The sequence below is a fragment of the Enterobacter sp. MGH119 genome (genome assembly GCF_001037675.1).
Classification (GTDB): Bacteria; Pseudomonadota; Gammaproteobacteria; order Enterobacterales; family Enterobacteriaceae; genus Enterobacter; species Enterobacter hormaechei_C.
Genome location: NZ_KQ089937.1, coordinates 1 through 12050 on the forward strand (window position 1 = coordinate 1; position 12050 = coordinate 12050).

General features: G+C 52.6%; 13 protein-coding genes. All 13 read right to left on the reverse strand.

The features are described from left to right. A partial coding sequence (gene pilV, locus SK53_RS21785) for a shufflon system plasmid conjugative transfer pilus tip adhesin PilV (RefSeq protein WP_048210019.1) occupies positions 1-987 on the reverse strand: 987 nt, incomplete at its 3' end. Further along, a complete protein-coding gene (locus tag SK53_RS21790; protein ID WP_048210020.1) occupies positions 984-1658 on the reverse strand; it encodes a prepilin peptidase in 675 nt (224 codons plus the stop codon). The genes SK53_RS21790 and pilV, both read right to left, overlap by 4 nt. After that, on the reverse strand, positions 1643-2200 hold the full coding sequence (locus SK53_RS21795; protein ID WP_369794046.1) for a lytic transglycosylase domain-containing protein: 558 nt from the start codon (positions 2198-2200) through the stop codon (positions 1643-1645). Before SK53_RS21795 ends, SK53_RS21790 begins: the two co-directional genes overlap by 16 nt. A gap of 9 nt (positions 2201-2209) precedes the next feature. Beyond that, the gene (locus SK53_RS21800) at positions 2210-2824 is read right to left on the reverse strand and encodes a type 4 pilus major pilin (protein ID WP_075262553.1); all 615 of its coding nucleotides are present in this window, start codon (positions 2822-2824) and stop codon (positions 2210-2212) included. Between the two features lie 13 nt (positions 2825-2837). Beyond that, positions 2838-3932 (reverse strand): type II secretion system F family protein, encoded by a 1095-nt coding sequence (locus SK53_RS21805; protein ID WP_048210021.1) that lies wholly within the window; start codon positions 3930-3932, stop codon positions 2838-2840. Beyond that, positions 3925-5484, reverse strand: a complete 1560-nt coding sequence (locus SK53_RS21810; RefSeq protein WP_048210022.1) for a GspE/PulE family protein — start codon at positions 5482-5484, stop codon at positions 3925-3927. The genes SK53_RS21805 and SK53_RS21810 overlap by 8 nt, the downstream gene beginning before the upstream one ends. Before the next feature lie 2 nt (positions 5485-5486). Further along, positions 5487-6002 (reverse strand): type IV pilus biogenesis protein PilP, encoded by a 516-nt coding sequence (pilP, locus tag SK53_RS21815; protein WP_053070173.1) that lies wholly within the window; start codon positions 6000-6002, stop codon positions 5487-5489. Next, positions 5986-7290, reverse strand: coding sequence for a type 4b pilus protein PilO2 (pilO2, locus tag SK53_RS21820; RefSeq protein WP_048210023.1), 1305 nt, complete (start codon positions 7288-7290; stop codon positions 5986-5988). The genes pilP and pilO2 overlap by 17 nt, the downstream gene beginning before the upstream one ends. 1 nt (position 7291) lies before the next feature. Continuing rightward, positions 7292-8968, reverse strand: a complete 1677-nt coding sequence (locus tag SK53_RS21825; protein WP_048210024.1) for a PilN family type IVB pilus formation outer membrane protein — start codon at positions 8966-8968, stop codon at positions 7292-7294. A 14-nt stretch (positions 8969-8982) separates the two neighbouring features. After that, positions 8983-9423, reverse strand: coding sequence for a type IV pilus biogenesis protein PilM (pilM, locus tag SK53_RS21830; protein WP_255349781.1), 441 nt, complete (start codon positions 9421-9423; stop codon positions 8983-8985). Further along, positions 9420-10097, reverse strand: a complete 678-nt coding sequence (locus SK53_RS23980) for a TcpQ domain-containing protein (protein ID WP_053070174.1) — start codon at positions 10095-10097, stop codon at positions 9420-9422. Before SK53_RS23980 ends, pilM begins: the two co-directional genes overlap by 4 nt. A gap of 475 nt (positions 10098-10572) precedes the next feature. After that, on the reverse strand, positions 10573-11253 hold the full coding sequence (locus SK53_RS21840) for a hypothetical protein (protein ID WP_048210025.1): 681 nt from the start codon (positions 11251-11253) through the stop codon (positions 10573-10575). Between the two features lie 237 nt (positions 11254-11490). Further along, complete coding sequence (locus tag SK53_RS21845; RefSeq protein ID WP_048210026.1) at positions 11491-12000, reverse strand: transcription termination/antitermination NusG family protein; 510 nt, start codon at positions 11998-12000, stop codon at positions 11491-11493. Positions 12001-12050: the final 50 nt, after the last annotated feature.

The following is a 12050-nucleotide window of genomic DNA, read 5'->3' on the forward strand; positions in this document are numbered from 1 at the left end:
CCACGCACCGGATTGACAGGAAAGTATGCCACCACTGGCATCACGACTTATAAGCCCGTTTGGGTAACATGCCATACCTGCAACGTTGACCTGACCCAGTTGCAAAACACCGCCAGCTGAAAGGTTGCCAGTAGCTTTCACTGTGGCACCTGATACCTCGCTAGTTGCCGAAATATTGCGCCCGGCGCTGACGTCGCTGTCAGCACGAACTGTGGCTCCTTTTACCTGCGCTCCCGCTGTAATATTCTGTGAAAAAATACCGTTTAAACCACTTACGTTCCCGCTGAATGTTCCGGTCTGTCCATTAATGGTACCGACACTGTTCAGGTTATTTCCCCCCATGTCGATTGCTGTGTGCATTTTATTAAGGTCAGGGCGGCCATTTACCTGAAAACGATATAACCTGTCGTTGTCCTCCTGGGCGCCAGACAGCTCATCTGTTGAGAGAAGCACTGCAATGTGCCCGTTACCGGAGGTGGCTCCGTAGCTGCTTAGCAGAATTTTCCATGTCCGCAATGCACCGGTGGCGGTTTTACTGTCATCAATGTATCCCCCGAAGCCGGTTTTGATATCTCTTGAGATTAGCCTTAATGCTTTGGCCGGGTATACACTGCCGCCGCTGGATACCACCATGCCCTGCAGTAACTCTGTGTTTTGCCCGTTTCTGACCAGATAAGTGTTCATACGCTGGCCCTGGCTGTTTGTTTCGGTGAAACCGGACGGCAGGAAACCGGTATTTTTAAGCATGGCCGTGGTGATCACTGTTGGCGCGGTGGTACTGGTTGCGCTTAACAGCGTGGCGTAGTTACGACCGACGTATCCCCGTGCAGCTGCTGCGTATGTACTGATATGGGCGGCTTCAACCTGCCAGTTTTTCTCCTGCTGCCAGTCTTTGTATTTAGTGAGCCCAAAGACGGTCATTGCCATCACAACAATGAGTGCCAGAGCAACATCAAGATTCGCCCAGCCACGATCGTGCTTTTTCATAGGATTGATATCCATACAGGTTGATACAGATGAGATAGCTGGAAGAGACTTCCGCTAAGACACAGCCAGGGGCCCAGAGGCCCCTCTTTTTTTCCAGACAAATGCCAGGTTAGCAGCCAGAGAACAAAGGCTGCAGCACCAAACAGGGTGGCCAGTGCAGCATCTTTCCCCCCTATCCAGGCCGTCAGGCCTGTTATCAGCCATAAATCTCCCCGACCAAGACGTTGAGCGCCCCGGTTCACTAGGACACTCAGCAGCGCCCCCAGGCCGCCCATCACAGCGATTTCCACCAATTGCGTATATACACCTGCAATCGAAACGTCTGTTGCTACTCCCCAGATGAGTCCTCCAAGTAACAGACGTGCAGTGAAAGTGCGTGGCAAGTATCCACTGACTGCGTCGGTGATACCGGCCTGAAGCAGGAAAGCCATCATCATTATGGCTGCAGCACGATCAGCAATTGGAGCCGGCGCCAACGCGGCGATCATACTGAAAGTGGCGAAAAGCCAAATCCCTGCAGTTAGAAGCGAGTTCCGCTCCTTACCATGAGCAGGGACATCCCCCAGAAAGTCGAGGACGCGCCACATCAGACCTCTACCCATGAGCGCAAACCCAAGTAGTAACGGCAGACTCCATGCTGTGGCCAGACTGGTGACTATGATGGTTCGCATATTCGCTTTCCTTTCATCTGCCGGCAGACTCGAAGGCCTTTCAGTTCCAGATAGAACCCCCAGATACGATTGGCATACTGTTCACGGGTTTCGTGCCGATCCTTACGGAATCCAGCGTTGTAAGATCCGAGACAATTCCAGGTCACACCACATACCTGAAAATGGCTGGCCAGAATCCACGCCCCGATCTGAATATTCAGACAAGGTCGCTTCAACAGATCTTCTGCACTCTGGATGACGCCCATCCGTACGAGCTTCGGTACATGGGTTGAATTTATCTGCATCAACCCATAGTCCGTGCTTACCGGATTACCCTTTTTATCCCTATTAGTGTTTGTGACCCATGGACGGAACGATGACTCCCCTTTGGCCACAGCTTTAAGCAATAGTGGCTCTATCTGGTAACGGGCACCGGCATTGTTAAAGCAGGCATCAAACGTAGCAGGCGGGGAGTTCGAACTGGCCATCAATGGGCCGGAGGAAAAGGACAGAAAGAGCAGCGTCATTGCCAGGCGGCAGGAGAGAATGCGTTCTCTCCGCATGTCATCTCCTTAGCTGTTCATTGTGAAGATCAGCTTATTAGTGCCCGTGCTGCCATTGTCAGCTGTGCATTGCGCACTTGCTTCTTCGGTTGTCACGACACCATCACTGTGCGCCGTAGAGTTGACGGTGATCGCATCAGCAATTTTGGCGCGGCTGAGTTGTGTGATGAGCGAGACGCAGGCATCTTGAGGAACCATTTCGTAGGTCAAAGAGAATCCATTTGAGAACCCGGACACTGTGACCGGTGACAGTGTCACGGCTCCACCCCATCCATTATAAAGAGTGGCAGTTCCGGAAGAAGCTGTGCCACGTACAGTCATACTTTTAGGCTGGAGTTTCATCTGGATAAGCGAGCCCATCATTTTGGCACCGGAAGTGAATGTGTATCCATCGCCTCCTTTCATCATGTTTTGGGTGCTTGTGATGAGCGACTGAATGTTCGACGACTCTTTACCCACGTTGACGTTATTTTTAAGGGCGAAGTATCCCGCCAGTACGATCCCGATGACGACAAGTACGATCAGAGCAATACTGCCCTGTTCCAGGAACCCCCAACCGCGATGGTGCAACATCGCCTTAGCCGGTTTGTATGTCTGAGAAGTTGGTTCAGAATTTAATTGCATGATTTTTCCTCATTTAATAAGCGCCCGACGAGCTGTTTAGGGCATTGATATCCATAACGACAAGAACCAGAAGCAGAAGCATCAGGATCATTGTCAGGAACATGAGACCGCGGATAACGACAGCACGTTTTGCTACTCGCTCCAGGGTTTGTTCAAGCCATCGCTGGCCGTAGTTAATGATGATTTCATCATCGCCGTCCCCCTGTAGAAGGGAGAGAAAGTTGGCAGCTTCCTGCGACGGGAAGTCGTAACCGCAGTCTTTCAGGGCCAGTCCGAAATGTTTACCTTCACGGACGTGTTCGGTAATAGCTTCTATACGTACGGCAAGCCAGGGAGACGCTGTTTCCTGCAGGATCTCCAGCGCGTCTTTGGTTTTGACGCCGGACTGTAGCAGTGCGCCAATGTTCAGCAGGAAGGTAGCGCCCTGAATATCCTTATAAACCGACCATGGCATCAGACCGTCGAATGCACGGCGAAGTCTGTCGGGGCGGTGCCAGCGAGGAAGCGACCAGATAGTCCAGATAATTAGTGCGATGGTTGCGATGGCAGTTATCACGCCATATTCACGGAAATACAGCGAGATACCGTATAGAAAACCGAGCGCACCGGTCCAGTTCTCTGGCGGGCTGATTTCTGTCAACGTAGGAAGTAACTCTGTATTCAGTACGTAGAGAGAGCTGGACATCATGATGGCAAAGCCAATCGGATAGATGGCCATTTGCCATACTGCAGCACGAATACGCTTACCGGCGCTGGTCAAGGCACTGGCGTATCTTAGTGCGCGTGGTAGTGACTCACTGCGTATGCCAGCGCTTATGACTGAGGCTTCTGCGGCCGGTAGCCATCGGGAGAGTGTACGCTCCAGAGTTTTCTCCCCGCTGTTTTCCCTTAAGGCATCAACACAGTCATCCGTCAGCTCAACGTAGGGGTGCCAGTTCTGGCCGAAGTTCGTCCAGGCATTGCGCATTTTCTCCAGTGAAGGCTTAAGTTTCTGCCGGTTTTCTATCAGAAACCGCAGTGCATCATAGAACTGAACACGATATTGACCGCTGAACGTCTTGCGAACCAGGTTATATCGGATTCGTTTCAGGAAGTGCATTTCACGCATCATCCACCTCCAGACGTTCATCTTCATCAAGTGGAATGATACGGTTGGCCATCAGCGGGTCGACTAACCCGTCGTTGATTTTATTCAGGACGTGCCGGACACGGCTGATCCCCTGCATGTGGTTTATCCAGAATTGCCGAGCCGCTACTTTGCCGTCAGTTTTCAGTAGTTTAAAAAGACGATTATTGGTCTCGATAACTTCCGCAATGACAGTTCGCCCCCTGATTCCCTGACCAACCTTGCCGCGAACCTGACCGTTTATCTCCACCACCTGTGTGCATGCCTCACACCCTGCCGGGTTATGGAAATAGAGCTTGTCGGTCGAACAGATGCCTTCAATATTGCAGTATTTCTCCAGCCAGACCTTTTCCTCGTCACTCAGGGTGTCGACCTTATCCTGCCAGGATATACGGCATTCCGGACATAGCGTGGGCACCAGGCGCTGACTGATAAGCCCAATCAATAACTGGGCATCACACAACAGATTTTCGTTAACGCCGAGCGTAACCATGCGCTCCGGGATGCCGAGTGCTGAGTTTGTGTGCAGGGTGGTCATCACCAGGTGTCCGGTCTGAGCGGCATAAATGGTGGCCAGCATCGATACAAGATCGCGCATTTCGCCCTCCATGATAGCGTCCGGATCCAGTCGCAGCGCTGACGAGATGGCTTTTCCCCAGGCGATACGTACTGCTTCTTCATCTGATTTGTCGCAGATGATCGGCGTCTGAACGGCACCTACGACCTGTCCCTCAAGCGGGTCTTCAATGGTCAGAAGGTGTTGCCCGGGGTTGGTATCGAGGTATACACGGCAGGCAGTACGCAGCGTGGTGGATTTACCAGAACCGGTAGGTCCCGAGAGAATTATCTTCCCTTCGGGGCGGTCAATCATGCGTTTCAGTAGCTTGATTTGTTCGGGCAGATACCCCAGCTGCAGGAAGTCAGGTACGTTGTTGCCGTCATCCGGGATAAGGCGCATAACCGCAATCAGCCCATCACCAGTTGGACGGTGACTGTAGCGGGCACCAAACAGGCCTATTTTCCGCATCATGGCCGGAGAGAGTCGTGCATCCTGTTCACGGTGTGGGTAGAAACTGGTTTCTGACACATCCGACATGGAGAGAATGCAGGTAGCACAGAGGGACATACCTTCGTCTCGCTGACGTTCATCCACCACATGTAAATAGCCGTGGACCCTCATTTTGACCTGGAAGAGTGAATCTGAAATCAGGAAGTGAATATCTGAGGAGCCGAGCTTTCTGGCCACTGAGAAATAGTTCAGTATCCGTTGTTCACTGTGGCTGCTGTCTCCGCCCAGGTCTGCCAGCGTCAAACCTGCTTTATCGCTGGCCTGAGGTTGAGAAGCCTGCTTTTTCCGCGCCTCACGTAAGTCGGAGAGAGTAACAAACCGATGTTTGATCCCTGGATGCTTGTTCATTAAATCCATCAGTGCGGCCTGTACACCGGGATCGCCTCGCTGGTTGGTGTCGATGAGGATTTCTTTCTTATCTCCGTCATCAAACAGCAGGAGAGATTCTGCAGTAATAGCGCTCATGGTTAATCTCCGAAGGCAAGCAGCGTGCCATCGCTGAGTGTGACTCCGGCAAGCGTAATACTCCTGACGGTACTCTCCAGCCCCGGGATACGGTTCCCCGGTGATACAACCAGTGACTGTCCTGATGGCAATTGCAGTGTGGCGCGGAGGTTTTTGTCCCGGCCGTTAATTTCCAGCACGACAGGGCGGTTATTCACGGCAACTGAGCGCGCAGGTTGGCCGGGCAGGGAAGTATCGCCGACTATGGCACCGGGGAGAGCGGGGGCAGAGGTAGCGCCGCCAGATTGATTTTCCTCCAGCTGGCGCTGCAGTTGTGCCCCCTGAACTTCAGCCTGAAGAATGATGTTCCGGATATGCAGCTGTTCAAGCTGTCCTTTCGTCACTCCGGCTGCCAGGTTCCCATCTGGCAGTGATACTTGCTGGTTAGTGGACTGAGAGGCCAGAGCGGGTAATGAACTGAATACTGGCAGCAGAAGCCAGATTGTCGCCTGTCGCAGAAAGTTATTTTGCTGACGCATAAATTTTACCTTCAGTGGTATAGCTGAACGCGCTTCCGTTCAGCTCGAATCTTAAACGGGTAAGTCGGATACCTGTTTCATCCAGACCATCGAATAAGATGATGGAGGGGAGGGTCGCAGAGAAACTAAACGCGTATTCCTGCCAGTCCTGCACAGGAGGTGGTTCCCCGCTTGATCCCGGTAAGGTTGGAGGCATGACTACATCGGTAATGTTGAGTGTTAACTGCTGACGCTGGAACCAGGAGAGGATTCGTATGAGCTGCGATGAGCTGTCAGGCACGGCTTCATCTCTGAGTGGCCTTTCTGGGGGCGGAAGTGTAATTCGGGCCTCCCGTCCCCCTTCCTTAAGATTGAATACCGGCGTGACGCCGAAGACCTCCTGACTGCGTGCCAGAAACCCTTCGACTGTGCCTCCGGGCATAATCTGGTACAAAAGGGTTATCCCATCAGGAGAACAGGTTCCGGACGCCAGTTTCCAGCTTTCCAAAACGTGTAGCGCTGGATCGGTTTTTCGCTGGCAATCGTCTATCAATGCTTGAGCCGTGACTTCTCGTGCCCAGGGATGAGGCAAAACCTTAGGTTTTGCCTGACTGGCGAACATTGCGCGGGCCCTGGCCTGGATTTCTTCGGCGGAAAGCACCGGCTCCTCAGGTGGTGTCGCTGCATGCCACCATGCAATGGCACCGGCTCCTATCAGAATTGCCGCGAATAACATCAACCATCGCTGTTTCTGCAGTCCATCGACTTGCACACGGCATTGCTGTCGCCTGCGTACAGATAGTCCGTCAATCAGGCTGCTGGCATCCAGGGGATTGTCCAATGTAGCAAGACAGTCCCACCCTTCCGCGGGCGGTTCGTTCATGCTCAGAAACAGTGTCAGCAGTGATTCCATTTTGTCGGCGCCACCCGTTTTATCGGCTGTGACGGCAGGCAAACCATTAATGCTGGCCAGGAACACGAAATCGGTGCTGTTCAGTCGGTAAATACCGTATCCATTTCGTGTACCGGCACAGAACGCGAGTGCCAGCGAAAAAAGCTGATGACGGCGATGGCGGGCCGGTAATAGACCACTCCCCGCGACCAGTTGCTGCTTGTTTCGCCCATTTATCTGTCCAGTTGAGGTGTGGACGCCAACACCACCTGTTCTGGCATGCCGTGCTTTTTTCAGTTGAAAGGACGGGAGCCTGAATTTCTGTCTTTCCTTTGGGGCCCAGTCCATTCCCGCCAACCAGTAACGGCTGCGGGATTTTCCATCCCGAATTGTAAACAGGTAAGCCTCATCATTCATTTCAGCCTCCGGAACTCTGCGGGAATGTCGGTGTGATCACGATGACCAGAGTGGTCCGCTCGTTTTTACCTGACTGACTCCCGCCCAGGAGCGGGTTCCCTGGCGTGAAGGTGCCGGATTTATTGACGGAGGTATTGTTCTGATCAAAACCAGTGAGGATCAGCGACTGCCCGGCGCGGAGATTTGCCTTCTGGCTCAGAGAGCGCAGTTTGGTATATGGCATCTCGATGTAAGAGTTACCGTCTTTTGACGTGAAGTTACGGATGGTCGGCGGATCTGACAGATTGAAGTTCACCTGCAGCTGTACGTTACCCGTTTCCTGAATCAACGGCAGCAAGGTCATGTTGAAGCCGGTGGTAATCATCCCTGGTGTCAGAGTTGTGGTTGCGCCGACATCCGTGGTGGTAGTTGTAGCCGACTGTGCCACATAGACCGTCTGATCTGCCATCTGGATAGGCACGGGCGTCAGGTTAGTCACGGTACTGGACTGAGAGGTGACGACGCTGACATCGCCCTGTTCTGATAGAGCCTTCAGCAGCAGGCTTGAGCCAGCAAACTTCGCCGCATTACCGGTAGCTGTATCAAGAATGGACGCGCCAGCAGAAATGCCGCCAGTGAGATCCCCTGTTGCGTTGTTAAGGGTAGCGCCCGCGGTATGTAACGACTTGTAGACCAGATTCCAGTCAATCCGGAAGTCTTCGTTTCGTGAGTTACCGACGCTCAGAACTTCAACATTTAGGGCAACCTGCCGGTTCATGATGAGATTCTGTTCGTTCACATAGCGGGCCACGGCTGCCTGTACAGACGGAGTGTCCGTCACGATCAGTGAGGAGCTGGACGAGGACAGCCAGTAGCGGCCTTTGTTAGGAGTCAGCATGGACTCCACAGCTTTGCGCAGGTCAGCATACAAATCGTATTCCTGGCCGGTGGTTGTGCTCTGTGACGTGGTGGATTCACCGGAGGCGGAGTTATCTGTGCCACTGGTGGCTCCCATACTGCTGGTTGTTCCTGAGCTGACGCTCGACGTGCTGGACGTTTTTGTGTTCAGCATGGCCAACGAATATGTCCGGGTCTCCATCAGGTAAAACACGATGGTGCCATTATCCATCCGCCAATAGAGACCGCTACGGCTGGCCATTAGATCCAGAAGCCCGCCCAAATCTCCCTGCCACATCAATCCGGTAAGGTTCAGGGGCTGGCTGGTTCCGCTTGTTTGCGGAGAGGTTACGCCACCCAGGCTTGCCAGTGGTGTCCGACCGCTGTCATCGGGTGGTGGTAGTGAGCCACTCATCTGTCGCGTGACGCCGGTGCTGACGTTACTCTGGCTGATATCGATGGCATCAGGAGTAAAGATAACTGGTGTGCCGCACAGCGCGGTGATGCGTTGTGCCAGCTCCTGCAGCGTAATGTTGTTTTTTGCCTGGGTGATATTACAGGACGGAGCCTGACGGTTCCTTTCACGTACGGCTACAGGAATGGGGCTAGGGTTAATCCACTGCCGGTCCGTCCAGGTCAGTGGTTGTTGATGTTGTGTTCGTGGCAGCTGCGCCTGCGCGCGGGCTACCGTGGCGTCAGATTGTGCCTTAGTCTGCATTTTGTTGATTTCAGAGAAGGTACAACCTGCGAGCATGGCAAAGCAGGACGCCATCAGCAGGCGCCGCAAAAGGGTTTTCTTCATGGGGAAAATCCGGATTAGTTGAGGTAAACCACGGCGCCTTCAGGAACGCCCTGTGGTGCCGTGAGTCCGGTGGCAAGACCGGAAAGCCAGATTAGCTGACCACTTCTCATGGTGCCGATAAGTGCCGAACCGCGACTCTGTGTCCGTAACGCATCAACGAGTCCAGGTTGTTCCGGCATCCAGATCCACAATCTGCTCTGAAGTAACCGGTACTGGATTCGACTGTCTGGGGTGAAGGGAAGACCCAACTGGTCGGCAGGGATGGTGCCGTCCTTTTGACCAGTCTTGTAACGCCAGTCATTAACACGGTTAGCGATGGTAAGAAACTGGGAAGCATAAAGCTGGCCGCTCTGGGTTTGTATTGCGGCCCGACTGCTCTGATTGCGTTGCGAATCTATATCACCGGCGATCAGGAAAAATATCATGCCGATGGCCAGTATGACCCAGCCCATCATCGACCTGCCGGCGTGTCATTGACCGATACCACGCACTGCATCCGGGAAGCTTCAGCATAAAGCGGCTTCTGTGCCGTCCGGTAAAGATCGAACATTTGGCCGAGCATAGTTTCAAATGAGCCGCGGAACGTCAGTGGCGCATCAAGCCGGTAATCCGTCACGGATACTGGCCATATAACCGTCCAGTGTGGCGAGGCACCAGATTCACAGCGGGTATCCTGTGCCCACTTCATCAGCATTTCTCGTAGAGTTGTTCCAGCCGGTGCCGTCCAGCTTTTGCCTTGAACCACAGGTGCGACTGGTTGCCCGATGACTTGCTGCGATTTCACCACCGCTATCGGTGTCTGCGCCGGTTTAGTTGTTACAGGGGCCGGACTGGCTTTAACCGTTGGCGGAGCTACGGGTTGGGCTTTATCCGGGCTGCTGAACGGGTTTCTCGGTGCGCCAGTTGCTTGTGCAGGAGCTGTGTGGTTTTCAGTGGACGGTGCAGGTGATGTTAACTGAACGGATTGCCCCTTTCGCTGCAGTGTGACGGCATGACGATTCCAGTCCACCTGCGCCTGAATTGATTGCTCGTCCAGCAAACGATTCAGCACCCTGGTCCACTGGTCATTTGTATCTACCGAGACGATGCGGGTATTCAGAACAGGGCGCAGGGCATTTTCATAGTTCAATGCCCAGCCTGTCGGAATGATGCGTCTTACCCACTGTTCAAGGGTGAGACTTCGTGCCGGGGATAATGACAGAACAGCAACGGGACCAGGTGTGCCAATATACGTAAGTGCTGGCAATGATGTGTTCACTATTGGGTCTGGTGATCCGGATTGCCTTGCTGAAGATGTCAGTATCGTAGGTTTCGGTAAGGGGGAGGTCTGTGGTGCCAACGCTGCGGTAGTCGGCTGTCGTACGGGAACAGGTGTTGCGGCCGGAGGTGCTACCCGCCGCTGTGTCTGTGTGATTATATCAGCGCTCTCGCTGATCTGACCGTCGACAAACACGAGCGCAGGTGTATCTGGTGCGACGTTTCGATTTTGAAATCCCGTACAGCTGCTTAATAGTGACGGTATTAACAGGGGCAGGGCAATTTTATGCACGCTGACGCCCCGGGAGAATGGGCGAAACTTCATGGTTTGTTCCTTTTGTTTTCGGTCAGTGAAGGTCTGGCCGCCAGAGATTACCGCTGCCTACACCTTCGCGATCTCCCCATGCCCCCCAGGCGGATTCCGGCAGGGTGCTATGTCCGATATAGAGAGTGCGTAAAGTGGCTTTAGACAGCGAGGTGTCACGGCCTCGAACAACAGAGAAACGATCGAGATAGAAAGACTTTTCCACTTCATCGTCCTCGTTTTGCTTCAGCAGGAGTTGAAATGTGACAGGTGAAGTCATTGAGCCTGTTGCGGTAAATGCTTCTTCCATACGAGTGAGTTGCAGGATGTGGTTTTTTCGAGTGCGTTGACGCTCCATGATTTCGGTAACAACCTGTTCTGGCCAGGGGCAAAGGCAGTGTTTCCACCCGAGTCCGAGAAGTGAATTCAGGACAGCCCGAAACCGAAAAAGATCACAGTTTCCGGTTGATACAGAATTGGTCCATAGTGCAGTCAGTACGGCATCGATGGGGCGGTTTTTTTCGGTATCAAGTAATTGCCGGATAGTCATAAATTCACTACCCATTCCTTTGAACGTAGGTATTTTTCGTGCCCCGCTTAGCCATTCAGTGATGAATTTACGTTTGCCACGTTCTGAGGTTATGTGATGGTTTTCGACTGCCGTGCGTAAGGCAACGAGAATGCACCACAAGAGATGGCTGACCTGTTCCTGGGTGGATTGCATGGTATGTCTCTCTATGGTTCAGTTTCTGGCAATGACGTCTGTACCTTCATTCCGCCAGAATGAAGGAAGCCTGAGTGCAGGCCGGTTAAAGGAACAGAGGATGTTCATCGGGCAGGACCAGCCCAGACGTCATTGCCAGAAAAAGGAGGAAAAAAAGCCCCCATAAAAAGGGGGAACTAAAGGAAAGGGATGAAAACTGGTTATGGCCAGCAAAAGAGGCTTCGGTCTAAGTACATCTCAAAAGCCCCATGCATTAGCATGGGTAATCATATCGAACAACATTGCTGTCCGGGATATGGGGTGTTCAATTTTTTCCAGCTGAGTTAAACGTTTGTACTGACTTTTCGTTAGCCAGATATCTGATGCAGCTTCGAGTTCAGCTCTGGCCGCTGGATGGTGAGTAGGGTCGGGGTATTTTTTCATTAATGCTTCAACCACTCTTGTATTAACGGGAGTGATTTGACTGCCGAACTTCACAAAATCGCAAAACGCTGAATGCGCCCGAATGGTATCAATTTTCTGGAATTCGAAATTGGCTTTAAGAAAGAAATATCCTGGAAATACAGCAGAGACCCTTTTTCTGAAAACATGCGGTGCATCCGCACGTCGTATTTGAGTTAGGGATAATGGCGTCCAAGGAGTAACTCTCCTATCGTGAAGCCAGTCAAATAAGTTCTCGCGGTTTTTGCCCCCCGTAATATAGAGAGCAAGATACCATTGTTGGTTACATACAGTCTCAATATTCATTTTTTGAACGCTTCGCGCAGAATTGATCCATAGCGGGATAATTCAAAGTT

Coding starts and splice junctions, on each gene's coding strand:
- SK53_RS21790 (WP_048210020.1), bottom strand. CDS start 1,658: ATGCGAACCATCATAGTCACCAGTCTGGCCACAGCATGGAGTCTGCCG.
- SK53_RS21795 (WP_369794046.1), bottom strand. CDS start 2,200: ATGCGGAGAGAACGCATTCTCTCCTGCCGCCTGGCAATGACGCTGCTC.
- SK53_RS21800 (WP_075262553.1), bottom strand. CDS start 2,824: ATGCAATTAAATTCTGAACCAACTTCTCAGACATACAAACCGGCTAAG.
- SK53_RS21805 (WP_048210021.1), bottom strand. CDS start 3,932: ATGCGTGAAATGCACTTCCTGAAACGAATCCGATATAACCTGGTTCGC.
- SK53_RS21810 (WP_048210022.1), bottom strand. CDS start 5,484: ATGAGCGCTATTACTGCAGAATCTCTCCTGCTGTTTGATGACGGAGAT.
- pilP (WP_053070173.1), bottom strand. CDS start 6,002: ATGCGTCAGCAAAATAACTTTCTGCGACAGGCGACAATCTGGCTTCTG.
- pilO2 (WP_048210023.1), bottom strand. CDS start 7,290: ATGAATGATGAGGCTTACCTGTTTACAATTCGGGATGGAAAATCCCGC.
- SK53_RS21825 (WP_048210024.1), bottom strand. CDS start 8,968: ATGAAGAAAACCCTTTTGCGGCGCCTGCTGATGGCGTCCTGCTTTGCC.
- pilM (WP_255349781.1), bottom strand. CDS start 9,423: ATGATGGGCTGGGTCATACTGGCCATCGGCATGATATTTTTCCTGATC.
- SK53_RS21840 (WP_048210025.1), bottom strand. CDS start 11,253: ATGCAATCCACCCAGGAACAGGTCAGCCATCTCTTGTGGTGCATTCTC.
- SK53_RS21845 (WP_048210026.1), bottom strand. CDS start 12,000: ATGAATATTGAGACTGTATGTAACCAACAATGGTATCTTGCTCTCTAT.